Origin of the sequence: Micromonospora sp. NPDC093243, assembly GCF_044753725.1 — a bacterium.
GTDB lineage: Bacteria > Actinomycetota > Actinomycetes > Mycobacteriales > Micromonosporaceae > Micromonospora.
In genome coordinates this window covers 459170-483226 of sequence record NZ_JBIVNT010000001.1, presented here as the reverse complement: position 1 = coordinate 483226, position 24057 = coordinate 459170, and the positions used below count along the sequence as shown (strand labels likewise).

The window sequence follows — 24057 nt, the reverse complement described above, 5'->3', positions numbered from 1 at the left end:
GCCGCGGGCCGCGGGGGACACCATGGCCGAGCGGTGGCGGAACACCACGTGCGCGCGGCGTCGCGTGGCGGGCCAGCGCGCCCGGCTGGCGGAGCTCTCCGCCCGGGCGGTCCGGGTCGGCCGCCGGGTGCCGGCGCCGTGGCCCTTCGTCCTGGGGCTCTTCGTCGGGTCCAAGGTCGTGCTCACCCTGGTCGGGCTGGTCGTCCTGCATGCCTGGGACGGCATCCCCGGCGCCCCGCCGGCCGACGAGACGCTGATGTGGGCCCAGCAGCGGGACATCTCCGGACACCGCTGGATCTCGCTCTGGTTCGCCTGGGACTCGTTTCTCTACCTGCGGCTCACCGAACTTCCGCTGACCGAACCCTGGCGCGACTTCGGCTTCCCGCTGCTCTACCCGTTCCTGGCCCGGCCGGTCGGGGCCGTGCTGGGCGGAGACAACGCCCTGGCGCTGCTGTTGATCAGCAACGTCGCGTTCCTGTTCCTGCTGTACTTCGGCTACCGACTGGGGGAGCGGCTGCTCGGCGACGATGCCGCGGCCCGGCGATTTCTCCGCTATCTGCTGCTCATGCCGGCGGCCTTCCTCTTCCACGCGGCGCTGACCGAGTCGCTCTTCCTCTGCCTCGCCCTGGCCGCGTTCCACTACGCGGAACGACGGCGATGGCTGGTTGTCGGCGTGGTGGGCTTCTTCCTCGCGCTCAGCCGTTCGGTCGGGTTCTTCGTGCTGCTGCCACTGGCCCTGTTGCTGCTGCGACAGCACGGCTGGCGGTTCGACCCGCGGGCCCTGCGGGAATACGTCCGGACCGGCTGGCCGCTACTGCTGCTCCCCGCCGGCTGGCTCACCTTCATGGCGTTCTGCCGGTGGCAGAGCGGCGACTGGTTCGCCTACCAGCACGCCCAGCAGACCGGCTGGGGAATCAGGGTGCAGAACCCGTTCGGGGTACTGGCCGGCGGGCTCGTCGCGGGGCCGCTCGACGCCGTCCGGGTGTGCTTCGCGATCGCCGTGCTGGCGGTCCTGGTCGTCGGGCTGCGCCGGCGCGAGCTGCCCTACCTCGTCTACGGGCTGCTCATGGTGCTGGTGCCGCTCTCGATGGGCCCACCCGTGTACAAAAGCCTGCTGCGATACCTGCTCGCCGCGTTCCCGGTGTGCCTGGTGCTGGCCCGGTGGGCCCGCAACGCCACGCTCGACGTGTGGCTGACCGCCGTCCTGGCGCTCGTCCAGGGCGCCCTGTTCGTGCTGTGGCTGACCTACTGGACGCACGTCATCATCTGAGTGGCCAGCGGTGACGCCCTCCTGTCGGTGCCCGTCCCTAGACTCCGCGGCCATGGTGATGGTGAGGTTCGTCGACGAGACCACCGCCGGCTCCCGGGCCGACGCGTGGCATCTGGAGATCTTCGAGGAGCGGCTCGCGCTGCGGGAGCTGATCCGCCGCCGGGTCTTCCAGGAGGTGGCCGAGTACAACGCCCGGCAGCCCGAGCTCTTCCGCGGACTGGTGCAGCCCGGCGGCGCCGAGCAGACCCTCAACGGCTACCGGCTGCGCCAGCCCCGTCGGGTCGACGCCGAGGAGCAGTTCACCCGCGCCGTCGAGGCGTTCGGTCGCAACGGCTTCGTGGTGCTCGTCGACGACCGGCAGGTCGACCAGCTCGACGCCGAGGTGCAGCTCAGCGCCGGCACCGAGGTCTGCTTCCTCAAGCTCGTCCCGCTGGTCGGTGGCTGATGACCACCACCTCCTTCTACCCGGAGCGCGTCGAGGCCGTGCGCCGGCACGCCGCCGACGACGACACCGCCGCGCTGGTCGCGGAGCTGGCCGAGATCGCCCGCCTCAACGGCGGCCACTGGGGCTACGACGGCCGGGCGGTCACCGACGTGCTCGACGGGCTCCCCGGCGACCGGCGGATCCGGCTCGCGACCGCGCTGGTCGACCGGCTCGAGGCCGGCGACCCCGACGACGGCACGTCGCTGGACACGCTGCTGACCATCCTGGTCCGACACCTTCGCGCGGTGGTCCCGGTCGCCGACGCGCGGCGACTGCTCGGGTACGCCGCGCGGCAGTGGGCGTGGTGGCCGGCCGACGAACTCGGCGGGCTCGCCCGGGTGGTCTACGACGCCGACGGGACACTGCCCGGGGAGCTCGTCGCGGTCCTGCGCCGCACCCTGCTGAACGTCTACCGCAGCGGTGCCGTCCTCCAGGACCTGGTCCGGGAGGTCCGCGAACCGCTGCTCAACCCGGGCGAGGCGTGGGCCGACCGGGTGCTCGCCGAGCTGCCCGGCCTCGACGCCGGCTGGCCGGAGCTGGTGGCCCACACGCTCACCGCCACCGCGGCCCGGCCCACCGCCAAGTGGGAGCGGCAGGCCGGCACGCTGCTCGACCGGGTCGGCCGGGACGTGTTCCGCGACGTCGCGCTCGGCTGGCTGTCCCTGGTCGGCCGGCCGCGTACCGCGCCACTGCGGCCCGCCGCCTTCGGCTACGACATCTCCCAGGCGTACGACCCCTACAACGCGACCGCGCTGCGCGGCCTGCTGTGGCTGCTCGCCCTGGCCGGTGCCGACGACGCCGGCGCCACCCGCGAGCTGGGCCGGCTGGTGGAGACCTCGCTGCGCAAGGTGCCCGGCCTGGGGCCGCGCAACCCGAAGGTGGCCAACGCGGCGGTGCACGCGCTCTCCCGCCTCGACGGCGAGCACGCGCTGGCCCAGCTCGCCCGGCTGACCGCCCGGATCACCTACAAGGGCACGCTCAAGGAGGTCAACGCGGCGCTCGACCGGCGGGCCACCGCCCTCGGGCTGTCCCGGGCCGAGGTGGAGGAGCTGGCGGTGCCCGCGTACGGCCTGACCGAGGTGGGGCGCCGCGTGGAGACGCTCGGCGACGCCACCGCGGAGCTGGTGGTGGAGGCCGGCGCGGTCGCCCTGCGCTGGCGCAAGGCCGCCGGCCGTCCGGTCCGGACGGTGCCCGCCGCGGTGCGCCGTGACCACGCCGACGAGCTGCGCGAGCTCAAGGCGGCGGTCAAGGACGTCGACAAGATGCTGGCCGCGCAGGCCGAGCGGCTGGACCGCCAGTTCCTCGCCCAGCGGCACTGGCGCTTCGCCGCCTGGCGGGCCCGCTACCTCGACCATCCCCTCGTCGGCACGCTCGGGCGGCGGCTGATCTGGCTGGTCGACGGCGTGCCGTGCGGCTTCGCCGACGGCGCGCTGCGCACCGTCGACGGTGCCGCGGTGGCACCGGGCGACGATGCCGAGGTGCGGCTCTGGCACCCGATCGGCCGTGCGGTCGCCGAGGTGCTGGCCTGGCGTGAGTGGCTGGAGCGGCACGCCGTGGTGCAGCCGTTCAAACAGGCCCACCGGGAGGTCTACCTGCTCACCGCCGCCGAGGAGCGCACGGCCGTCTACTCCAACCGGTTCGCCGCGCACGTGCTGCGCCAGCACCAGTTCCACGCGCTGGCGGCGGTGCGCGGGTGGCGCAACCGGCTGCGCCTGATGGTCGACGACAGCTACCCGCCCGCCAGCCGGGAGCTGCCCGAGTGGGGCCTGCGTGCCGAGTACTGGGTGGAGGGCGCCGGCGACGAGTACGGCACGGACACCACCGAGGCGGGCGCCTACCTGCGGGTGGTGACCGACCAGGTGCGCTTCTACCCGTTGGCCGCGCCGGAGAACAACGCGCACGCCGGCGGCGGTGGCTACGAGCAGTGGGTCCGTCCGGGCGCGGATCCGGTCGCGCCGCGGCCGCTGGAGCAGATCCCGCCGCTGGTGTTCAGCGAGGTGATGCGCGACGTCGACCTCTTCGTCGGGGTGGCCAGCGTGGGCAACGACCCGACCTGGCAGGACGGCGGACCGGCCGGGCGATACCGGGAGTACTGGCACTCGTACGGCTTCGGTGAGCTCTCCGGCACCGCGGAGACCCGACGGGACCTGCTCGCCCGGCTGGTGCCCCGGCTGGCGATCGCGGACCGGTGCCGGGTCGAGGGACGGTTCCTGCTGGTCCGGGGAGACCTGCGCAGCTACCAGATCCACCTCGGGTCGGGCAACATCCTGATGAGCCCCAACGACGAATATCTCTGTATCGTGCCGCAGCAGTCGGCGGCGGTCGGGGCCGGCGACGTGTTCCTGCCGTTCGAGGGCGACCGGATGCTCGGCGTCATCCTCAGCAAGGCGCTGATGCTCGCCCGGGACACCGAGATCACCGACCCGACGATCCTCGCCCAGCTGCGCCGCCGCTGAGCGGGCGCGCCGACCGCGTCCCCGCCCGGCCCGGGCCTGCACCGGGTCGGGCGGGGACGGCAGGATGATGTCCCGGGTCGGCCGCCCCCCGTCGACCCTCGACCACCCACCGGAGGTCCGGTTGTTCGCGTTGCCCCTCACCACCGACGTCGAGCTGCGCCCGCTCGAGCCCTGGCGGGCCGAGGAGTTCCTCGCCCACCTGGACCGGGCCCGGGAGCACATCGCCCCCTGGGTGCCGGCCACCTTCGTCGCCACCGACCTGGCCGCGGCGCGGGCCGTGCTCCAGCGCTCGGCCGACGCCTGGGCTCGCGACGCCGGCGGCGTCTGGGGGCTCTGGTGGCGGGGGACGCTGGTCGGCGGCGTCATGCTCGTCTCGTTCGACGTGAGCCGGGGCGTCTGCGAGGTCGGCTGCTGGTCGGAGCCGGCCGCGCAGGGGCGGGGCATGGTCGGCCGCGCGGTGCGTGCGCTCGTCGACTGGGCGGTGCGGGAGCGCGGCATCCAGCGGGTGGAGTGGCGCACCAGGGCGGACAACGTCCGCAGCATCGCCCTGGCCCGCCGGCTGGGCCTGCGCCGCGACGGTACGCTCCGGCAGGTCCTTCCCGGCCCGACCGGCCGGCTCGACCTGGAGATCTGGTCGGTGCTGGCAGACGAGTGGCAGGCCACCTCGCCCGCCGGCGAGCAGCGGGCCGGGTCGCCGGCCGGCGAGCGGGCCGCTGACTCAACCCGGGGCGAGCACGCCGTCGAGTGACCGGGGCGCCCGGTCCAGGTCCAGCGCCTCGACCAGCGCCCGCGCGTACGCGCTCTTGCGTCCGGAGCGTGTCCCGAGGAACCGGCGGAGCTGGGCCGCGGTGTCACGACCCCGCTGGGCGGGCTGCCGTTGGAAGAGCCGGAACGAGCGCAGCTCACCCTCGGCGGCGACCACCTCCTGCACACCGTCGACACCGACCGCCCGGATCAGCTCGTCCTCCAGGTCGGCGACGCAGACGTGGAAACCGAGGGCGGTCAGCGCATCCCGCGACAGGTCGGCCCCGAACCCGGATCGTTCCAGCCCGCGCCGGACGAAGCCCTCCTCGGCGTGGTCGTAGAGGCCGGTGAGCCGCAGCCCCCGGCCGGCCGGGCCGAACCGGTCGAGGAAGTGGCCGATGTTCGTGACGCCGCCCATCGGCAGCACCTGCACGCCCTCCGCGGCCAGGTCCCGGCCACGCCGGGCCGCCAACGTCTCGACGGCGACCCGGTCGCTCACCCCCTCGACCAGCACCACCGTTCGCGCGTCGGGGCCGGCGATGGTGTCGATGAGCACGGGCGCCTCCAGGTTCGGGGCCATCATCCCGCGTCCGGATCGGGGTGCCCAGCGCATTTCCGCCGCCGGCGACGTCGTGCGGTGCCGGTGGCCCGCCCGGCGTCGGGCGGGCCACCGGCGGTCAGGGCAGCGCCTTGAGGAAGGGCCCGTGGTTGAGCCGGAACTCCCAGTTGTAGTAGCGGTCCCAGTTGATCGACCAGGTCATCAGGCCGCGGAAGGCGGGGTTGGTGCCGCTGCGCGGGGTGTAGCTGCCGCAGCTCTGGCCACGGACGAGGCAGGTGACGGCCGCCTGCACGCCGGCCGGGGCGAGATAGCCGTTGCCGGCGCTGACCGAGGAGGGTGCACCGAAGGCGACCTGGTCCTCGCGCAGCGGGGGGAAGACCGCGGCCGTGTTGCCGGCCACCGGGAAGCCGGCGAGGAGCATGTCGGTCATCGCGACGTGGAAGTCGGAGCCGCCCATGGTGTGGTACTGGTTGTCGAGCCCCATGATCGGACCGGAGTTGTAGTTCTGTACGTGCAGCACGGTGAGGTCGTCGCGCAGCGCGTGGATCACCGGCAGGTAGGACCCGGCCCGCGGATCCTGCCCGCCCCACGGCCCCGGCCCGTAGAACTGGTAGCCCAGTTGGACGAAGAAGGTCTCCGGCGCCATGGTCAGCACGAAGCCCGCGCCGTAGCGCTGCTTCAGCGTCCGGATCGCCGAGATCAGGTTGACGATCACGGGGGTGCTCGGGTTGCGGAAGTCGGTGTCCCCGGCGTTCAGATAGAGCGAGTGCCCCTCGAAGTCGATGTCCAGCCCGTTCAGCCCGTACCGGTCGATGATCGCGGCGACGGATCGGACGAAGGTGTCCCGGGCGGCGGTGGTGGTGAGCTGCACCTGGCCGTTCTGTCCGCCGATGGAGAGCAGCACCTTCTTGCCCTGCTGCTGTTTGGCCCGGATCGCCGCGGTGAACTCCGCCTCGGTCTCGACCCCGGGACACTCACTGGCCGGGCAGAGCTGGAACCGGATGTCGCCGGAGGTCACCGAGGTGGGCTCGCCGAAGGCGAGGTTGACGATGTCCCAGTCGGCCGGGACGTCGGCCATCCGCAGGTAGCCCGAGCCGTTGGCGAAGCTGGCGTGCAGGTAGCCGATCAGTGCGTGCCGGGGCAGGCCGGTCGCCGGGGGCGTGGTCGGCGGGGGTGTCGTCGGCGGTGGCGTGGTCGGCGGGGGTGTGGTGGGCGGGGGTGTGGTGGGCGGCGGGGTGGTTCCGCCGCCGCACGGGGCCCCGTTGAGGGTGCAGTCGGTGGGCGAGCCCGACCCGGTGGCGAGGAAGCCGAAGGTGACCGAGGCGCCCGGGGCGATGGTGCCGTTCCAGGACCGGTTGCTGAAGGTGTGCCGCTGGCCGGAGCTGCTCACGGTGGCGTCCCAGTAGGAGCCGAGCGTGGTGCCGACGGGCAGGGTGAAGGCGACCTGCCAGCTGGTGAGCGTGCCGGCCCCGCCGTTGGTGACGGTGTATCGGCCCTCCCAACCGGTGCCCCAGTCGGCGGTCTTCGTGAAGGTGGCGGTCGGCCCGGCGGCGCGCGCCGGCCCGGCCAGGGTGAGCGTGGTGGCGGCAGTGGCGAGCGCCGCCACCGCGGCTAGCAGCAGGGTTCGGGCATGGCGGCGCATCCGGACCTCCCGGGGCGAGGGCCGTCTGATCGACGGATGCACAATTATTAGGATTGTTAACTGTCTATGTCCAGCCCCCTCGCGCGCTTCGTTCTGTCGTACCCCGACGGCAGCATGCATTCATGGCTGTCCCCGCGTTGACCCCTCCGTCCGACCAGCCGCGCACCGTGCCGCTGCGTGAGGCGCGCACCCGGTTCACCCAGCTCGTCGCGCTCGCCGAGCTGACCGACGCCGTCACGGTGCTCACCCGCGACGGCGATCCCCGTCCGATCGCCGCGATCGTGCCGGCGGCCGCCGCCCGCAGCGCCGCCCAGGCGCGGGCCGACGCCGACCGGCTCGCCGCGGTCACCGCCGGCTGGGCCCGTCGCCTCGACGAGCAACACAAGCAGAGCGCCCGCCGGCACTCCGCCGAGCTGCGCGCGGTGCGTGCCGCGCTGGCCGAGGCGTGGGCCGAGCTCGACCGCCGGGTCGCACCGGGCGGCGATCCGGCGCTGGCCCGGCTCCGGGCCGCCCACGGCGACCTGCTCGCCGGCTGAGGTCCTCCTCGGCGCGGTGACGGCCGCGCCGCGTCCCGCCGGCGGGCCTGGGCCGCCCGGCTTCGGCGCAATGCCGGCCGGGCCACCTCCGGCGGCGGGCTCAGCCGGTGGCCGGATAGGCGTGCGTCTCGGCCGCCTTCACCGCGGCCCAGACCGGCTGGCCCGGGGCGAGCCGCAACTGGGCGGCGGCGGCCGGGGTGATGTCCGCGGCCACCACGATCGGGCCGTCCAGCCGCACCCGCAGGTAGTCGCCGTGCCGCTGGATGCCGCCGACGGTGGCCGGCCACGCGTTGCGCGGGCTGCCGTCCGGGCGGGTCGGGTGCACGGCCACCGCGGCCGGCCGGAACGCCACGAACGCCTCGCCGTCGACCCGGTCGGCCACGGTGAGGGTCAGCTGCTCGGCGACCCGCACTTGGCCGGCGCTGGCCCGGCCGCGGTGCAGGTTCAGCCCGACGAGCCGGGCGACGTAGTCGGTGCGCGGCTGGGCGGTGACGCTCGCCCCGTCGCCCTCCTGCACCACCCGGCCACCCTCCACGATGACCAGCCGGTCGGCCAGGGCCAGCGCGTCGAGCGGATCGTGGGTGACCAGCAGGGTCGCGCCGGGGTGCGCGGTGAGGTGGCGGTGCAGCTCGGCGCGGGTCTCCAGCCGGGTCCGGGCATCCAGCGCGGCGAGTGGCTCGTCCAGCAGCAGCAGCGACGGGGCCACGGCGAGCGCGCGGGCCAGCGCGACCCGCTGTGCCTGCCCGCCGGAGAGCTGCCGTGGCCGGCGGTGCGCCTGGTCGGCCAGCCCGACCCGGTCCAGCCACTCTCGCGCGGCGCCCCGGGCGGCGCTGCGTCCGGCGCCGTGCCGGCGCGGGCCGAAGGCCACGTTCTCCAGCGCTGACAGGTGCGGGAAGAGCAGGTAGTCCTGGAAGACCACACCGATCGGGCGGCGTTCCGTGGGCACCCAGGCGGCCCGCGCCGGCCGGTCGAGATCCGCGCCGCCGAGGGTGACGTGCCCGTCGGTGAGGGGTTGCAGGCCGGCGAGGGCCCGCAGCGCCGTGGTCTTGCCGGCGCCGTTCGGCCCCAGCAGGGCGACCACCTCGCCGGCGGCCACCCGCAGCGGCACGTCGAGGCGGAACGTACCCCGGTCGACCACGAGCCGGGCGTCGAGCAGCGGACCGGTCACGGGGCGGTGATCCAACGGTCGCGCAGCGCGGCGAGGATGGTGACCGAGACGGTCAGCAGCACGAGGCTGAGCACGATCGCGGACTCGAGGTCGGTCTCCAGCGCCAGGTAGACCGCCAACGGCATGGTCTGGGTCCGGCCCGGGTAGTTGCCGGCGAAGGTGATGGTGGCGCCGAACTCGCCGAGCGCCCGCGCCCAACAGAGCACCGCGCCGGCCGCAAGCCCCGGCCCGACCAGCGGAAGCGTCACGTGGGTGAAGGTGGTCCACCGGCCGGCGCCGAGGGTGGCCGCCGCCTCTTCGTAGCGCGGGTCGGCGCCGCGCAGCGCCCCCTCCACCGCGATCACCAGGAAGGGCATCGCCACGAACGCCTCGGCGAGCACCACGCCGGTGGTGGTGAACGGCAGGGTGACCCCGAACGTCGCGTCGAGCCAGCCGCCGACCAGCCCCCGGCGGCCGAAGACCAGCAGCAGGGCCACCCCACCGACGACCGGCGGCAGCACCAGCGGCACGGTGACCAGGGCGCGTACCAGGCGGCGGCCGCGGAACTCGACGCGGGCGAGCAACCAGGCCAGCGGGACGCCGAGCAGCAGGCAGAGCAGCGTGGCCAGGGTCGCCGTCTGCAACGACAGGCGCAGCGCGGTCAGCACCCCCGGCTCGGTGAGCCGCTGCGGCAGCGTCGACCACGGCGCGCGGACCACCAGCCCGGCCAGTGGCAGCACCAGGAAGAGCAGCCCCAGCGCGGCCGGGAGCAGCAGGGGCAGCGGGACCCGGCCGCGCCGCGCGCCCGTACGTCGGTCGGCAGGGACGGCGGGCGGAGCGTCGGTCGTCGTGGTCACGAGGCCTGGAAGCCCGCCTCGGTGAGTACGGCGCGGCCCGCCTCCGAGCGGACGTATCCGACGAACGCCTGGCCGCCGACCCGGTTGGGGGCGCCCTTGAGCAGGACGATCGGGTAGTCGTTGATCGCCCGGGCGGACTCGGGGAACTCGACGCCGGTCACGTCCCCGGCCGCGGCCTTCGCGTCGGTGCGGTAGACCAGGGCGGCGTCGACCTCGCCGAGTCGCACCTTCGCGAGCGCGCCCTTGACGTCCTGTTCGAGGGTGACCGGGGTCAGCTTCACCGCGGCCGCGTCGAGCGCGGTGCGGGCGGCCGCGCCGCACGGCACCTGTTCGGCGCAGAGCGCCACCTTGGTGCCCGGCCGGGTGAGGTCGGCCAGGTTGGTGATCCCCTTCGGGTTGTCCCGGGCGACGGCGATGACCAGCTGGTTGCGCACGAACGTGCTCGGCTCGCCGTCGGCGTTGCCCGCCTCGGTGACGGTCGCCATGTTGCGGGGCGCGGCCGAGGCGAAGACGTCGGCCGGCGCGCCCTGGTTGATCTGGGTGGCCAGGGCGGAGCTGCCGCCGAAGTTGAACACCACAGTCGTGCCCGGGTGGGCGGCCTCGAAGTCCTTGCCGATCTGGATGAACGACTCGGTCAGCGACGCGGCGGCGAGCACGGTGACGGTGCCGGTGACGCCGGAGCCGCCGGCCGCGCCGGCGGTGTCGTCGCCGTCGCCACACCCGGCCAGGGTCAGAGCCAGGGCGAGCGCCCCGGCCAACGCCGCCCGCATCGGTCGGTTGCTCATGCGCCAGCCCTCCCTCTCGTCCCGGCGGTCGGGGCGGCCCGTTCCACCACGACCGTGGTCGACTTGATCACCGCCACGGCCACCGAACCGACCCGCAGGTCCAGCTCTTCGACGGCCTCCCGGCTCATCAGGGAGACGATCCGGAACGGCCCGGCCTGGATGTCGACCTGGGCCATCACGGTGTCCTTGAGCACGTTGACCACGATGCCGCGCAGCCGGTTGCGGGCCGAGGAGGAGTCGGCCCCCTCGTCGGGGTCGGCGCTCTGGCTGCGGGCGAACGCGGCCAGGTCGACCCCGTCGACCACCCGGTGCCCCTGCGCGTCCCGGTCGGCCGGCAGCCGGCCGGCGTCGATCCAGCGGCGCACGGTGTCGGTGCTGACGCCGAGCAACTCGGCGGCCTCGCCGATCCGGAACCGTCCCATCGGGCCACCCTAGCGTCCGCAGGTGCGAGTACGAAAGGCCGCTCGGGCTGGCTTCTGCGGCATCGTAGGTCGAGAAGCAACCGCAGCTGCGAAGGTGCTGCCGGCCGACCGGGCCGGACAGCGGCCTCGACCTGCGGCGGCGCCGCCCGACCCGGTCGGTTCGGGCGGCGCCGGCTGTTTCAGCAGTTGCGCAGCTCGGGTGACTGGTTGAGCAGTTGGCTGCGGGGCGACACGAACTCGCGGTAGGTGCTCGTGTCGACCGCGGCCGGGCGGAACGCGGCGACTCGGTGACAGTTCTGGAAGGCCAGCCGGACCCCGAAGTGCCGCTCCAGGCCGGCTCGGATCGCGTCGCTGGCCAGGGCGCGCAGCAGTTGACCCCGCTCGGCGTCGGACGGCGGCGGAATCGTGTTGTCGGCGTGGTCGGCGCCGGTGGCCTCGAGTTCGGCGACCACGCGGCTCACCGTCGACCAGGCGTACGGCAGGGAGTCGCGGACACAGGCGGCGAAGTCGGCGTCGTCGATCGGGCCGCGGTCGGCGGCCTCGAGCAGTGCGGGCGGGACGGTGAGGGACATGGTCATCCTCCATTCAGAAATGACAACCGTTGTCATCAACGGCGTGAAGGGAGCACACCACGCGGCCACGGCGGGGTCAACAGTGGACCGGCGTGCCGGTCTCGAACACGCCGGGACCCGGCGCGGGTGATTGGCGGAGCTGGCGGCGGCTGCCGGGATCAGACCCGGCGGGTCCGGCCCTTCAGGTGCCGGCCCAGCTCCCGGGCGATCTCCCGGTTCGCGTCCCGCTCCGCCAGCGCCTGCCGCTTGTCGTACGACCGGCGGCCCTGGGCCAGGGCGAGTTCGACCTTGGCCCAGCCGTTGTCGAAGTACATCGACAGCGGCACGAGGGTGAAACCGCCCTCCCGGGTCTTCTCCACGATCCGGGCGATCTCCACCCGGTGCAGCAACAGCTTGCGGGTCCGCCGCGGTTGGTGGTTGGTCCAGCTGCCGAAGCCGTACTCGGCGATGTGCAGCCCGTAGAGCATGATCTCGCCGTCGCGCTCCTGGGCGAACGCGTCCACCAGCGAGGCGCGCCCCTCGCGCAGCGACTTGACCTCCGTGCCGACCAGCACGATCCCGGCCTCGTACGTCTTGAGCACGGTGTAGTCGTGCCGGGCCTTCTTGTTCGAGGCGATCAGCCGGCACTCAGGCTGCCTGGAGGCGTTCACCCGGCCGAGGATAACCGCCGCCCCGCCCGCCGGCCCCACTCGCGGGCCCCGCCACCTGCCGCTCAGCCGCCGGTGGCGCGGAGGCGGCGAACCAGCTCCCGCACCATGGCGAGGAACCGGTCCTCCGACTCGCACGGCCAGTGGCCCAGGATCGGCGGCGGCACGCTCTCACCCGGCGGCACCATCACGTCGCTCGGGTCGATCTGCCGCCGGTCGACCTGAGCCGCCGGGTCGTCGGCCGGGGCCGGCTCGCCGTTCCGGTGCGGGGAGAAGATCCAGCCGCCGATCTGGTCGGTGTCGCGCCAGATGTTGATCCATCGCCAGTCGACCCGCCGCCCGACCTCCCGCAGCACCTCGTCGTTGATGTACGCGGGGAAGAGGTGAGCGTAGAGCCGGCGCAGCGGCGAGCCGTAGGTCAGCAGGGCGACGCGGTCGCCGACCTCGTCCGGCAGTTGCAGCACGGTCGCGGCGAGCAGCACCGACCCGTGGCTGTGCCCGGAGAGCAGCACCCGGTTTCCCTGCCCGACCAGATGGGTGATCCGCCGGGCCAGCTCCGGCACGGCGCGTTCGGCGTAGCAGGGCGGCGCGAACGGATGGGCCGCACGGGGCCAGAATGTGCCCAGGTCCCAGATGACGCCGACGTAGCGACGGAACTCGGCGGTCCGGTAGGCGAAGATGCCGCCGACCACCAGGCCGAGCAGGACCCCCGCGATCACGTAGCTGCCCAACCCGATGAAGAAGTTCACCATTTCGCCGGGGATCCTCACGAAGCGGTGCGCGAGTTCCGCCGGATAGCGCCCCATCACCCCGAAGACGCTGGTCACCAGACCCAGCGCGATGAGGCAGGCATAGACCACGGTGAGCGGCTCCAGCCGCTCGGTGAACCGGGCCTTGGCGATCGTCCGCTGGACCTGCCGCAGCCGGGGCTCCGCCTCCGGTGGCGCGTTCGGGAAGTCGAGGGCGACGATGTCGGCGGCGACCCGCATCCGGGCCCGGTGGGACAGGACGGTGGTTACGCAGCCGACCGCCACGGTGCCGACCACCGCCACCAGGAACCCGAAGATCGCCCACTTGAACGCCAGCGGTGGGCTGGTCACGAGGTGGTCGGCGGTGGGCTTGTCGCGGTCGAGCAGGTCCGACACCCGGTAGACCAGCTCGGCGGAGAACGCCACCGCCAGCCCGGTGGCCACGGCGGCGACCGCCGGTGCGCCCGGCCCCCGCACCGACGGGCCGCGTCGACCGGGTTGGCGCAGCGCGACGAGGCCGATGGCGCCCAGCAGCGCCGTCTGAGCCACGAAGACCCAGGCCATCGTCGCGCCGTAGCGCGGCAGGCCGACGGCCGGCGGCCACGGCGTCGGGTCGAGCAGGATGTACAACACGACCAGCAGGGTCAACACGCCGGCGACCGTCCGAAGACCCCGGGTCAGCCGATCCACGCCCGCGACGCTGCCCGGCCGGTCGATCACCGGGTGCGCGGTGACCAGCGCCACGCAGGCCACCAGGATCACCCCGACGAGGGCGCTCAGCACGACCCAGGCGACGGTGACCCCCGAGCCGGCCCGGGCGGCCAGCAGGCTCGCGTCCAACGTCGCGAACGCGGCCGCGACGTGGATCGAGCGCAGCCGGCCGACGAACGGACCCGCGTCCCACTGGCCGATCGCGCCGAGCTGGTGCACGTTGTACCCGGCCGCGGTGGACGGGCGGAAGGCGGCGAACGGCCGGCTGGGGCGAGCCCCGAGCCACCAGACCACGCCGATGGCTGCCGCCGGCACCAGCGCGAGCACCGCCAGGCGCAGGCCCATCCGCTGTCCACCGAGCCAGGACAGCCAGTCGCGGCCGGAGAGACAGTTCGGGCTGGACATGCAGCGCCAGGCCACCATGTCCAGCGCCACTCCGACGACGGTGAGCACGTAGAGCGCGGTCAGGGTGAGCCCGAGCACCCGGCAGAGCACCTTCATCGCGAGGTGCGAGCCGCCCCGCTTCGGACCCATCCAGACCGCGACGTTGCAGAGCATGAACGGCAGCAGGAACACCAGCGACAGCGTGCGCACCGCGGTCCCCGACGGCAGGTCGCTCCAGCGGTACGCCTCCGGGATCAGCCCGTCCGGACCGGTGCTGTCCGGGTAGCCGGGGCGCGGCCGGAAGAATCCGCCGTTGCGGTCCCCGGCCACCTGGTGCGCGTGCGGCCGGTCCAGCACTTGGGCGGCATCCGCACCGGAGACGCCGTGCACGCGCAGCTCCACGACCTCGCCGGAGGTCGCCGGCCCGGTCGACGACGCTGGCGTCTCCGACATCGGCCCCCCGAGGTGTCTACGGCAACCGGCACCGCTCGCCCGGCCCGGCCGGTGCCCGGCCCCGGTTACCCGCCCCGGCGCGGCCCAACCGTCGCGGCTGCCCCGGCCCGACGCCGCAGGTGGGGGGACAGGTGCGTTCCCGGTGGCGGGAGTGGTTTCATGGGCGCCATGGCGAACCCGGTGATCCTGACCATCGACGACGACCCGGTGGTCTCCCGGGCGGTGGCCCGTGACCTCCGTCGTCGCTACGGCGAGCGCTACCGGATCGTCCGGGCCGGGTCGGGCCCGGAGGCGCTGGAGGCGCTGCGCGAGATCAAGCTGCGCGGTGAGCGGGTGGCGCTGTTGCTGGCCGACTACCGGATGCCCGAGATGACCGGTATCGAGTTCCTCGAGGCGGCGATGGACCTCTTCCCGGCCGCCCGCCGGGTGCTGCTCACCGCGTACGCCGACACGGACGCCGCGATCGAGGCGATCAACGTGGTGGACCTCGACCACTACCTGCTCAAGCCCTGGCACCCGCCGGAGGAGAAGCTCTATCCGGTGGTGGACGGCCTGCTGGAGACGTGGGCGGCCACCCCGGACGCGGCGCTGAGCGAGATCCGGGTGGTCGGGCACCGCTGGTCCGCGCCGTCGTTCAAGGTCCGCGACTTCCTGGCCCGCAACCTGATCCCGTACCGCTGGCTGCTCACCGACGACCCGGAGGGGGCGCGGCTGCTGGCCGCGGCCGGCGCCACCGAGGACGAGGTGCCCCTGGTGGTGACCGCCGACGGCAAGACCCTGGTCGGCCCCACCCCGGCCGAGTTGGCCGGCGTGGTCGGCCTCACCGTCGAACCGACCACCGACTTCTACGACCTGGTGGTGGTCGGCGCCGGTCCGGCCGGCCTCGGCTCGGCGGTGTACGGCGCGTCCGAGGGTCTGCGCACGGTGCTGGTGGAGCGCCGGGCCACCGGCGGTCAGGCCGGGCAGAGCAGCCGGATCGAGAACTACCTGGGCTTCCCCGACGGTGTCTCCGGCGCACAGCTCACCGACCGGGCCCGCCGGCAGGCGTTGAAGTTCGGCGCGGAGATGCTGACGACCCGGGAGGTGGTCGGCCTGACCGAGGGCGGCGGGGCCCGACTGCTGCGCTTCGGCGACGGCACCGAGATCGCCGCGCACACCGTGGTCCTGGCCACCGGGGTCTCCTACCGCGTGCTCGACGCGCCCGGGCTGGCCGAGCTCACCGGTCGCGGAGTCTTCTACGGCTCCGCCGCCACCGAGGCGCCGAGCTGCGTCGACCAGGACGTCTACATCGTGGGCGGGGCCAACTCGGCCGGCCAGGCCGCGGTGCACTTCTCCCGGTACGCCGCCCGCGTACACCTGCTGATCCGGGGTGCGGACCTCACCGCCTCGATGTCGCGCTACCTGATCGACCAGCTGGACCGGATCGACCGGATCACCGTGCACCCGCACACGCGGGTGGCCGCCGGCGCGGGCGGGGACCACCTGGAACGACTCACCCTCTGTGACACCCGCACCGGCGAGCAGCGCACCGTCGACACCTCCTGGCTGTTCATCTTCATCGGGGCGGAGCCGCGCACCGACTGGCTGGACGGCGTGCTGGTACGCGACTCGCGCGGCTTCATCGTCACCGGCCCCGACCTGGTCACCGGCGGGCAGCGGCCGCCGGGCTGGTCGCTGACACGCGACCCGTACCACCTCGAGACGAGCCTGCCGGGGGTCTTCGCCGCCGGAGACGTGCGGGCCGAGTCGGTCAAGCGGGTCGCGTCCGCCGTCGGCGAGGGCGCGATGGCCGTCTCGCTCGTGCACCGTTACCTGGAGGCGCAGTGACCACCCCGACCGACCGGCTGGGCCCGGAGCAGCTGCGCAGCCTCTTCCTGTTCGAATCCCTCGACGACGACCAGTTGGCCTGGCTGGCCGAGCACGGTCGGGTGGAGCAGCGCGCCGGCGGCACCGTCGTCTACGCCGAGGGCGAGGCGGCGACCTGCTTCTTCGTGCTGCTGCACGGCGTGGTGACGATGACCCGCCTGGTCGGTGGCGACGAGGTGGAGGTGACCCGCACCGAGCAGCGCGGGGTGTACGGCGGGGCCACCCAGGCCTACCTGGACGACGAGAGCGAACAGCTCTACCGCAACACGCTGCGGGCGGTCGTCGACTCGGAGTTCTTCGTGCTGCCGGCGGAGAGCTTCGCCGAGGCCGTCCGCTCCTGGTTCCCGATGGCGATGCACCTGCTGGAGGGGCTCTTCGTCGGCATGCGGGCCAGCCAGACCATCGTCGGCGAACGGGAGCGGCTGCTCGCCCTCGGTTCGCTCTCCGCGGGGCTGACCCACGAGCTGAACAATCCCGCCGCGGCGGCGGTGCGGGCCACCTCGGTGCTGCGCGACCGGGTGGCCGGCATGCGGCACAAACTCGCCATGATCGCCGATGGCCGGCTGGACGGGCGGGGCCTGCAGGCCCTGGTCGAGTTGCAGGAGGAGGCGGTGGCCCGGGTGGCCGCCGCGCCGAAGCTGAGCCCGATGGCCGCCGCCGACGCCGAGGACGCGCTCAGCGACTGGCTGGACGAGCACGGCGTGGGCGGCCCCTGGGACCTGGCGCCGACCCTGGTCGGCGGCGGTGCCGACATCGACTGGCTGGCCCGGGTGAAGGCCCATGTCGGCCCGGCCGACCTGGAGGCGGCCGTGCGCTGGCTCACCTACACGGTGGAGACCGAACTGCTGATGCGGGAGATCGGCGACGCGGTCACCCGGATCTCCGGCCTGGTCGGCGCGGCCAAGCAGTACTCGCAGCTGGACCGGGCGCCGTTCCAGGTGGTCGACGTGCACGACCTGCTCGACGCGACGCTGGTGATGTTCAAGGCCAAGATCCCCGCCGGGGTCAAGCTGGTCCGGGAGTACGACCGCGACCTTCCGCCGGTGCCGGCGTACGCGGCGGAGCTGAACCAGGTCTGGACCAATCTGATCGACAACGCGCTCGGCGCGATGGGGGAGAAGGGCACTCTGACCGTCCGGACCGGACGCTCCGGCGACCAGCTCACGGTCGAGGTCGTCGACACCGGGTCCGGCATCCCGCCGGAGGTCCGCCCGCGCATCTTCGAGCCGTTCTTCACCACCAAGCCGGTCGGCTCCGGCACCGGGCTCGGGCTGGACATCTCGTACCGGATCGTGGTCCGCAAGCACCACGGCGACATCCGGGTGGAGAGCGTGCCCGGCAACACCACCTTCCGGGTGCTGCTGCCGCTCACCGCGGAGCACCCGCCCACGCCCTGACCGGACACGCGGTTGGCACAGTCGTTCGACACGCCGATGACAGGCAGACACGACGCGGTCGCGGACCGTAGGCTCCCGGCGATACCGCCGCCAGAGGAGGCGCCGTGGAGTCGATGGCCCGTCAGCGTCCCCCGTCCGGCGATCCCCCGCCCCAGCGGTCGGCCGACGACGCCGCAGGTGTCCTCCCGGAGCTGGAGGACTACGCCTGGATGCACCACGCCAGCGAGTTCGCGCACACCAGCTTCTGGGCGGTGGCCCGCCGGCTGCCCCGGCTGGTACGCGAGGCGGTGGCGCTGGCCTGGGCGGCCAGTCGACGGGACACGGTCGCCTCGATCGGGCTGAACGTGGCCGCCGGGGTGCTCACCACGTTCGGCCTGCTCGCCACCACCAATGTGCTGCGTGAGCTGTTCGCCGTCGGCCCGACCCCGGACCGGGTCCGGGCCGCGCTGCCGGCCCTGCTGGTGGCCGCGGTCGCCGTCTTCGCCCGTGGCGGCCTGCTGATCGCGGCGGGCTGGGCCCAGGCCCGGCTCACCCCGCAGATCAACTACGCGGTGGAGCTGCGTCTCTTCGAGACCACCACCGCCGTCGACCTGGCCGCCTTCGACGACGCCGGGTTCGCCGAGGAGATGGACCGGGCCCGCGAACGTGGGATGACCGAAGCGGCGTACATCGTGGACCACACCGTCAACCTGGTGACGGGCGTGGTCGGTCTGCTCGCCACCGCCGCGGCGGTGGCGGTGATCCAGCCGGTGCTGCTGCCCTGCCTGCTGCTCGCCGCGGTGCCGCAGGCGGTCACCGCGGTCCGGATGGCCCGCCGGCAGTACCTCGCCATGCTGGCCCGCATCAACCGACACCGGCGGATGGCGATGCTCGCGCACCTGATGGCCAACCGGCACACCGCCGCCGAGGTGCGCGTCTACCAGATGCGCGACTTCCTGCTCTCCGAGTACCGGGCGATGATGGCCGTCGAGACCCGGGCCCACCTGCGGCTGGTCCGGTCGCAGACCGGCACCCGGGTGATCGGGGCGAGCATCGCCGGGCTGGCCACCTTCGGTCTCTACGCCGTCCTCGGCGCGCTGCTGCTCGGTGGGCTGGTGGCGCTCGCCGCGGCGGCCACCGCGCTGCTCGCCCTCCAGTCGGCGCGCACCAGTCTCGGCGTCGCGGTCCTCGCCACCAACTCGCTCTACGAGGACGCCCTCTACTACCAGGACTACCGTGACTTCCTGGAGCGGGCCCGGAGCCGCGTCGCGACCGTCGGCGACGGCCGGGTCGACGGGTTCGACGCGATCACGCTCGACCGGGTGAGCCTGCACTATCCGGACACCGACCGGCCGGCCGTCGACGAGGTCAGCCTGAGCGTGCGCCGGGGCGAGGTGGTCGCGCTGGTCGGCGAGAACGGCTCGGGCAAGACCACGCTGGCCAAGCTCATCGCCGGCCTCTACCGCCCGACCGCCGGGGCGGTGCGCTGGGACGGAGTGGACGCCGCCGAGTTGGATCCCCGGCTGCTCGGCGCGCACGTCGCGGTGATGACCCAGGAGTGGTGGAAGTTCCCGTTCACGGCGGGGCAGAACATCCGCATCGGACGGCACGACCGGGAGCCGGGGCGGCCGGGACCGACCGTGCAGGACGCCGCCCGCTCCGCCGCCGCGCACGAGATGATCGCCGGGCTGCCGTACGGCTACGACACCCTGCTCGACCGGGAGTTCAAGAACGGCCAGGACCTCTCCGGCGGGCAGTGGCAGCGGCTGGTGGCCGCGCGCGGGCTCTACCGCGACGCCGCCCTGCTGATCTGCGACGAGCCCTCGGCGGCGCTGGACGCGCGGGCCGAGCACGCGCTCTTCCAGCATCTGCGCCGCCGGCCGGACCGGGCGGTCGTCCTGATCACACACCGGCTCGCCAACGTCCGGCACGCCGACCGGATCTTCGTTATGGACCAGGGCCGCCTTCTCCAGCAGGGCAGCCACGACGAGCTGATGGCGGCCGGTGGCCTCTACCGCGAGCTCTTCGAACTGCAGGCCAGCGGCTACCTCGCCGGTTCGCCCGAGGGCGAGCCGGGTGTACCGCGCTGACCCGTCCGACCCGGCGGCATCGGTCCGGCGTTGACTTCCAGTGCACGCGAACTCCTAGCGTGGGCGCACCGCGGCGGGTTCGCCGCGGTGCGATCGACGGCAGGGAGCACAGGCATGCGTTACCGCGTTCTCGGCGGCACCGGCATCGAGGTGAGCGTCCACGCACTCGGCACGATGATGTTCGGCTCGGTGGGAAACCCCGACCACGACGAGTGTGTCCGGATCATCCACGCCGCCCTCGACCGCGGGATCAACCTCGTGGACACCGCGGACATGTACTCCGCCGGCGAGTCCGAAGTGATCGTCGGTAAGGCGCTGCGCGGGCGCCGGGATGACGTGGTGCTCGCGACCAAGGTGCACTTCCCGATGGGGGAGGGGCGCAACCGCGGCGGCAACTCCCGACGCTGGATCATGCGCGCCGTCCAGGACAGCCTGCGCCGGCTGGGCACCGACTGGATCGACCTCTACCAGGTCCACCGCCCGGATCACACCACCGACGTCGAGGAGACCCTCGGCGCCCTCACCGACCTGGTCCGCGCCGGCACCATCCGCGCCTTCGGCTGCTCGACCTTTCCGGCGGAGGAGATCGTCGAGGCGCAGCACGTCTCCGAGCGGCGCGCGCTCGGCCGCTTCCGCACCGAGCAACCGCCGTACTCGTTGCTGGCCCGGGGCGTCGAGGCGGACGTGCTCCCGGTCAGCCGGCGCTACGGCATGGGCGTACTGACCTGGAGCCCGCTCGCCTCGGGCTTCCTCTCCGGACGGTTCCGCGACGGCCGGCCGGTCGACCTGACCAGTGGGCGGGCCGCCCTCACGCCGGCCCGCTTCGACCCGGCCATCCCGGGCAACGCCGCCAAGTACCGTGCGGTCGAGGAACTGTCCGGTCTGGCCGAGCGACTGGGCTGCACGCTGCCCGAGCTGGCGGTGGCCTTTCCCGCCGCGCATCCGGCGGTCACCTCGGTGATCATCGGACCGCGCACCATGGCCCAGCTCGACGGGCTGCTCGCGGGTGCCACGCTCACCCTCGATGACGCGGCGCTCGACCGGATCGACGAGATCGTGCCGCCCGGGGAGAACCTCTACGCCCCGGACGGCGTCTGGCGTCCACCGGCGTTGACCGATCCGGCCCGGCGTCGGCGTCCGGTCGCCGAGCGCGCCGCGGCCTGACGGTTCGGCCGCGACGAGCGGGGCGGGTGGCGTACGCCACCCGCCCCGCGTTTGCTTTCCGGGTTGTCCGGATGCTGGGCGAGCCTTGTATTCCTATCGGCTAAATAGGAATATGGGTGCGTGCCGATCGGTCTGCTGCTCATCTCCCGCCGGGTCGTCGACCTGATGCGGGTCGCCTCCGGGCTCTGTACCGGCTCCGGCGCCCGGCCGGCCTGACACGCCCGGCCGGCCCGGCCCGGCGGCGCTGCTGCCCGAGGGCCCCGGTCGCCGGGCGGTGTCCCGAGAAGATCCCGCTTCGTCCCGGCTCGACGCCGCGCCGCCGCTCGCTGACGCCGCTTCGCTCGCTCGACGCCGCGCCGCCGCTCGCTGACGCCGCTTCGCTCGCTCGACGCCGCGCCGCCGCTCGGCTCGCCGCCGGGTTGCCGCTCGGCCTACACCGGCTCGACCCGGCCCGCTCGGGCCCGAGCCGGCCACCGCCACGGCTCGCCCCTGCCCCGCCTTCCCCTCCCTGCCGCCTGCGTTGCCGCAATCGCGAAGGAAGACCTCATGAGCATCGACGAAACACCGTCCACGCCACCCACCGCGCCCGAGAGCCGCTTCGCCCTCAACGAGGACTGGGCAGCCACCCTCCTCGGCCTGCTCCTGCTCGGGCTGGTCCTGCTCGGCGTGATCCCCACCGGGCTGGTGCCCTGATGACCACCGACGCCACCCGCGCCACGGACCCGAGCGCCCCGACCGACGCGGCCGCCACTCCCACGGCCGACCCCGCCACTCCCAGGGCGGATGCCGCCACTCCCGCGGTCGACGCCGCCACTCCCGCGGCGGATGCCGCTGTCGAAACCCGGCCCGATCAGGCCGTCGAGAGTCGGCCCGGTCCGACGGACCGGGCTGGCGAGGCCCGATCCGACCAGGCTGTCGAGACCCGGCCCGACCCGACCGGGCCGCCGCTCGTTCCGGCCGGCCCCCGCGCCGGCGCGTTCTGGGCGTGGACGGGGCTCGGCCTGCTGATCGTCCTCGGCCTGGCGGCGCTGACCCGCTACCTGGAACAGAACGTGCCCGTCTTCGCCGAGGGCACCGCGCTGGAGGACATCGCCGCCGCGATCGAGTACCCGGTCTACGCCATCGTGCTCGGTCTGCTCGGCAACGCGGCGGTCACCCTGTCCGGGCTACGCGACCGGATCGCCGCCGCGTTCCGCACCGAGTTCTTCATCAAGACCGGCCTCGTCCTGCTCGGCGCCTCGATCAACCTCGCGGTCATAGCCAGCGCCGCCGGCCCCGCGATCGCCCAGGCGGTTCTGCTGATCAGCGGGGTGTTCCTGTTCACCTGGTGGCTCGCCGGCCGGCTCGGGCTGGACGACAAGCTGCGCGCGCTGCTCGCCTCCGCCGTGTCGATCTGCGGGGTCAGCGCCGCGATCGCCGCCGCCGGGGCGGTGCGCGCCCGGCGGGAGCAGCTGGCCTACGCCGCCAGCCTGGTCATCGTCTTCGCGTTGCCGTCCATCTTCATCCTGCCCTGGCTGGCCGACGTGCTCGGGCTGGAGCCGGCGGTGGCCGGTGCCTGGATCGGCGGCAACATCGACACCACGGCGGCGGTGACCGCGGCCGGGGCGCTCGCCGGCGAGGAGGCGCTGCAGATCGCCAGCATCGTCAAGGTCACCCAGAACGCGCTGATGGGCGTGGTGGCGGTGGCCCTCACCGCGTACTTCACCCTGCGGGTCGAGCGTCAAGCGGGTGCGGCCCGGCCGAAGCTGGTCGAGCTGTGGCACCGGTTCCCGAAGTTCGTGCTCGGGTTCATCGCCGCGTCGGTGATCGCCACCTGGTACCTCGACGCGGCCGGCTCGGACGGCAAAGCCACCATCGCGGTCGTCAACGACCTGCGGGTGTGGTTCCTGATCCTGGCCTTCGTGAGCATCGGCCTCGAGGTGCGGGTGACCGCGCTGCGGGAGGCCGGCTGGCGGCCGGTGGCCGTCTTCGCCAGCGCCACCGTGTTCAACCTGCTGCTCGCCCTCGGCCTGGCTTCGCTGCTGTTCCGCGACTTCGCCGCCTGATCACGCCGGGTGCCCAGGGCCGCACGCCGTGCCCGGGCACCCGGCGGCTCCGGGCCCGCCCGCACGGCCCGTCGGGCTCGACGGTCAGCCGGCGACCTGGGCGGCGAGGAAATCAGCCAGCACCCGGGTGTGCGTGGAGAAGGCGAGCTCGGTCGGCTCGGTGAGCACCAGCCACTCGGTCGCCTCCTCGGTGGGCGCCGACGGCGGCAACTGCTCGGCGCGCTGCTCGGGCAGCACGCCGAAGACCATCATCGTGCCGCCGGCGGGCGCGCCGTGCACCGCGAAGAGCGTCGCGTCCTCCGCCGCGGCGAGCAGGCCGGTCTCCTCGCGCAACTCCCGGACCAGCGCCTCGTTCCACTCCTCGCCGTACTCGATGAAGCCGCCCGGAAGGGCGAGCTGGCCCCGGGCCGGCTCGATGTCCCGGCGTACGACGACCACGCCGAGGCCGGCGGCGGTGCGCACCGGCAGCACCGCCACCGAGACCGGCAGCGGATTGCGCCAGACCGTCTGCCCGCAGACCGGGCAGACCCGCGGCCAGCCGGCCGCCGCCGGGTACGCGGACCCGCAGAACGAGCAGTGGGAGTACGGCGCACCGGTCATGCCGCAGCACGTTACCCGCGCCCCGTCCCGCGCCGCCGCTCCCGGTCATCTGGCCGGCCGACGTGAGCGCGACCGCCGTGCGCTCCGGGTCGGACAGTCGGCGGGCGCCCAAGGTCCACTCGGCTTACCTGACGTCGGGCTGTCACGTGACCCGGACGGCCCGACTTCCCTGAACCCGAGTCGATCAACGAGACCGTGGCCGGGGCACGGGCATTCTTCGTCGCGGCCACGGTGTACCGACCGGGAACGAAAGGGTTGGACCACCCGAGCGCGCCGTCGACAGCCTCCCCGGGACGGGGGAGGGCGAGATGTCGGAGACGATCACGCTGTGGCGACCCACGGGGCCGGAGGAGCTGGCGCTGGTGGCGGCGTCAGGCTGGCGCGCGTGGCCCGCCTCGGCTGCCCGACCAACCGGCACATCGTCGGCCCGATCGAGGTGGTGCGCGAGTTCCGCGCAGCGGCGAAGGCGGACCCGCCGGGATGAGATCAACTCCAGGT

21 protein-coding genes and 1 pseudogene are annotated in these 24057 nt (G+C 73.7%); 12 read left to right on the top strand and 10 right to left on the bottom strand.

Annotation, left to right across the window (positions count from 1 at the left end; genetic code table 11):
• Positions 1–64: 64 nt before the first annotated feature.
• The 4 genes from ACIP9D_RS02265 (at position 65) to ACIP9D_RS02250 (ending at position 4958) form a co-directional block, all read left to right on the top strand.
• A complete protein-coding gene (locus ACIP9D_RS02265) occupies positions 65–1270 on the top strand; it encodes a hypothetical protein (RefSeq protein WP_350870100.1) in 1206 nt (401 codons plus the stop codon).
• 52 nt (positions 1271–1322) lie between these two features.
• On the top strand, positions 1323–1715 hold the full coding sequence (locus ACIP9D_RS02260; protein WP_350870097.1) for a hypothetical protein: 393 nt from the start codon (positions 1323–1325) through the stop codon (positions 1713–1715).
• The gene (locus tag ACIP9D_RS02255) at positions 1715–4210 is read left to right on the top strand and encodes a DUF4132 domain-containing protein (RefSeq protein WP_350870095.1); all 2496 of its coding nucleotides are present in this window, start codon (positions 1715–1717) and stop codon (positions 4208–4210) included. Before ACIP9D_RS02260 ends, ACIP9D_RS02255 begins: the two co-directional genes overlap by 1 nt.
• A 121-nt stretch (positions 4211–4331) precedes the next feature.
• Positions 4332–4958: a GNAT family protein gene (locus ACIP9D_RS02250; RefSeq protein WP_350871108.1), complete on the top strand. Its 627-nt coding sequence runs from the start codon at positions 4332–4334 to the stop codon at positions 4956–4958.
• On the opposite strand, the gene ACIP9D_RS02245 is transcribed toward ACIP9D_RS02250, so the two are convergent.
• Both ACIP9D_RS02245 and ACIP9D_RS02240 read right to left on the bottom strand, forming a co-directional pair.
• Positions 4929–5537: a TOPRIM nucleotidyl transferase/hydrolase domain-containing protein gene (locus tag ACIP9D_RS02245; RefSeq protein ID WP_350870093.1), complete on the bottom strand. Its 609-nt coding sequence runs from the start codon at positions 5535–5537 to the stop codon at positions 4929–4931. The two genes, ACIP9D_RS02250 and ACIP9D_RS02245, sit on opposite strands and share 30 nt — an antisense overlap.
• A 94-nt stretch (positions 5538–5631) precedes the next feature.
• Complete coding sequence (locus ACIP9D_RS02240; RefSeq protein ID WP_350871106.1) at positions 5632–7134, bottom strand: cellulose binding domain-containing protein; 1503 nt, start codon at positions 7132–7134, stop codon at positions 5632–5634.
• A 143-nt stretch (positions 7135–7277) separates the two neighbouring features.
• Between ACIP9D_RS02240 and ACIP9D_RS02235 the strand changes: the two genes are divergently transcribed.
• The gene (locus ACIP9D_RS02235) at positions 7278–7691 is read left to right on the top strand and encodes a type II toxin-antitoxin system Phd/YefM family antitoxin (protein ID WP_350870090.1); all 414 of its coding nucleotides are present in this window, start codon (positions 7278–7280) and stop codon (positions 7689–7691) included.
• Between the two features lie 100 nt (positions 7692–7791).
• On the opposite strand, the gene ACIP9D_RS02230 is transcribed toward ACIP9D_RS02235, so the two are convergent.
• From ACIP9D_RS02230 to ACIP9D_RS02200, 7 genes are all read right to left on the bottom strand, one after another.
• Positions 7792–8859: an ABC transporter ATP-binding protein gene (locus ACIP9D_RS02230; RefSeq protein WP_350870088.1), complete on the bottom strand. Its 1068-nt coding sequence runs from the start codon at positions 8857–8859 to the stop codon at positions 7792–7794.
• Positions 8856–9695, bottom strand: coding sequence for an ABC transporter permease (locus ACIP9D_RS02225; RefSeq protein WP_350870086.1), 840 nt, complete (start codon positions 9693–9695; stop codon positions 8856–8858). Before ACIP9D_RS02225 ends, ACIP9D_RS02230 begins: the two co-directional genes overlap by 4 nt.
• Positions 9692–10480 carry a molybdate ABC transporter substrate-binding protein gene (gene modA / locus ACIP9D_RS02220; RefSeq protein WP_400449175.1) on the bottom strand — a complete coding sequence of 263 codons (789 nt, stop codon included), beginning with the start codon at positions 10478–10480 and terminating at the stop codon, positions 9692–9694. Before modA ends, ACIP9D_RS02225 begins: the two co-directional genes overlap by 4 nt.
• Entirely contained in the window at positions 10477–10902 is a 426-nt protein-coding gene (locus ACIP9D_RS02215) for a MerR family DNA-binding transcriptional regulator (protein ID WP_350870084.1), read from the bottom strand. Before ACIP9D_RS02215 ends, modA begins: the two co-directional genes overlap by 4 nt.
• A 179-nt stretch (positions 10903–11081) precedes the next feature.
• The gene (locus ACIP9D_RS02210; protein WP_350870082.1) at positions 11082–11474 is read right to left on the bottom strand and encodes an SCO5389 family protein; all 393 of its coding nucleotides are present in this window, start codon (positions 11472–11474) and stop codon (positions 11082–11084) included.
• Between the two features lie 158 nt (positions 11475–11632).
• Complete coding sequence (gene smpB, locus ACIP9D_RS02205) at positions 11633–12124, bottom strand: SsrA-binding protein SmpB (RefSeq protein WP_350870080.1); 492 nt, start codon at positions 12122–12124, stop codon at positions 11633–11635.
• Positions 12125–12186: 62 nt separating this feature from the next.
• Positions 12187–14418, bottom strand: coding sequence for a hypothetical protein (locus tag ACIP9D_RS02200; protein WP_350870079.1), 2232 nt, complete (start codon positions 14416–14418; stop codon positions 12187–12189).
• A 168-nt stretch (positions 14419–14586) separates the two neighbouring features.
• Between ACIP9D_RS02200 and ACIP9D_RS02195 the strand changes: the two genes are divergently transcribed.
• From ACIP9D_RS02195 to ACIP9D_RS02170, 6 genes are all read left to right on the top strand, one after another.
• A complete protein-coding gene (locus ACIP9D_RS02195; protein WP_350870076.1) occupies positions 14587–16245 on the top strand; it encodes an FAD-dependent oxidoreductase in 1659 nt (552 codons plus the stop codon).
• On the top strand, positions 16242–17681 hold the full coding sequence (locus ACIP9D_RS02190) for an ATP-binding protein (protein WP_350870074.1): 1440 nt from the start codon (positions 16242–16244) through the stop codon (positions 17679–17681). Before ACIP9D_RS02195 ends, ACIP9D_RS02190 begins: the two co-directional genes overlap by 4 nt.
• 113 nt (positions 17682–17794) lie before the next feature.
• Positions 17795–19750, top strand: a complete 1956-nt coding sequence (locus ACIP9D_RS02185) for an ABC transporter ATP-binding protein (RefSeq protein WP_350871103.1) — start codon at positions 17795–17797, stop codon at positions 19748–19750.
• Between the two features lie 114 nt (positions 19751–19864).
• Positions 19865–20914 (top strand): aldo/keto reductase, encoded by a 1050-nt coding sequence (locus ACIP9D_RS02180; RefSeq protein WP_350870072.1) that lies wholly within the window; start codon positions 19865–19867, stop codon positions 20912–20914.
• Positions 20915–21460: 546 nt separating this feature from the next.
• Positions 21461–21607, top strand: a complete 147-nt coding sequence (locus tag ACIP9D_RS02175) for a hypothetical protein (protein ID WP_350870070.1) — start codon at positions 21461–21463, stop codon at positions 21605–21607.
• Positions 21607–22959 (top strand): putative sulfate exporter family transporter, encoded by a 1353-nt coding sequence (locus ACIP9D_RS02170; RefSeq protein ID WP_350870069.1) that lies wholly within the window; start codon positions 21607–21609, stop codon positions 22957–22959. The genes ACIP9D_RS02175 and ACIP9D_RS02170 overlap by 1 nt, the downstream gene beginning before the upstream one ends.
• A gap of 84 nt (positions 22960–23043) precedes the next feature.
• Here ACIP9D_RS02170 and ACIP9D_RS02165 read toward each other — a convergent pair whose 3' ends face one another.
• A complete protein-coding gene (locus ACIP9D_RS02165; protein WP_350870067.1) occupies positions 23044–23559 on the bottom strand; it encodes an NUDIX domain-containing protein in 516 nt (171 codons plus the stop codon).
• Positions 23560–23867: 308 nt separating this feature from the next.
• Here ACIP9D_RS02165 and ACIP9D_RS02160 point away from each other — a divergent pair.
• Positions 23868–23973 (top strand): annotated as a pseudogene (locus ACIP9D_RS02160) (ADP-ribosylation/crystallin J1); the annotation flags it as partial.
• Positions 23974–24057: the final 84 nt, after the last annotated feature.

Bases quoted from the DNA above. Each gene is read 5' to 3' on its own strand.
- ACIP9D_RS02170 (WP_350870069.1), top strand. From the start codon at position 21,607: ATGACCACCGACGCCACCCGCGCCACGGACCCGAGCGCCCCGACCGAC.
- ACIP9D_RS02180 (WP_350870072.1), top strand. From the start codon at position 19,865: ATGCGTTACCGCGTTCTCGGCGGCACCGGCATCGAGGTGAGCGTCCAC.
- ACIP9D_RS02175 (WP_350870070.1), top strand. From the start codon at position 21,461: ATGAGCATCGACGAAACACCGTCCACGCCACCCACCGCGCCCGAGAGC.
- ACIP9D_RS02185 (WP_350871103.1), top strand. From the start codon at position 17,795: ATGGCCCGTCAGCGTCCCCCGTCCGGCGATCCCCCGCCCCAGCGGTCG.
- modA (WP_400449175.1), bottom strand. From the start codon at position 10,480: ATGAGCAACCGACCGATGCGGGCGGCGTTGGCCGGGGCGCTCGCCCTG.
- ACIP9D_RS02165 (WP_350870067.1), bottom strand. From the start codon at position 23,559: ATGACCGGTGCGCCGTACTCCCACTGCTCGTTCTGCGGGTCCGCGTAC.
- ACIP9D_RS02200 (WP_350870079.1), bottom strand. From the start codon at position 14,418: ATGTCGGAGACGCCAGCGTCGTCGACCGGGCCGGCGACCTCCGGCGAG.
- ACIP9D_RS02255 (WP_350870095.1), top strand. From the start codon at position 1,715: ATGACCACCACCTCCTTCTACCCGGAGCGCGTCGAGGCCGTGCGCCGG.
- ACIP9D_RS02195 (WP_350870076.1), top strand. From the start codon at position 14,587: ATGGCGAACCCGGTGATCCTGACCATCGACGACGACCCGGTGGTCTCC.
- ACIP9D_RS02215 (WP_350870084.1), bottom strand. From the start codon at position 10,902: ATGGGACGGTTCCGGATCGGCGAGGCCGCCGAGTTGCTCGGCGTCAGC.
- ACIP9D_RS02260 (WP_350870097.1), top strand. From the start codon at position 1,323: ATGGTGATGGTGAGGTTCGTCGACGAGACCACCGCCGGCTCCCGGGCC.
- ACIP9D_RS02210 (WP_350870082.1), bottom strand. From the start codon at position 11,474: ATGTCCCTCACCGTCCCGCCCGCACTGCTCGAGGCCGCCGACCGCGGC.
- ACIP9D_RS02245 (WP_350870093.1), bottom strand. From the start codon at position 5,537: ATGATGGCCCCGAACCTGGAGGCGCCCGTGCTCATCGACACCATCGCC.
- ACIP9D_RS02235 (WP_350870090.1), top strand. From the start codon at position 7,278: ATGGCTGTCCCCGCGTTGACCCCTCCGTCCGACCAGCCGCGCACCGTG.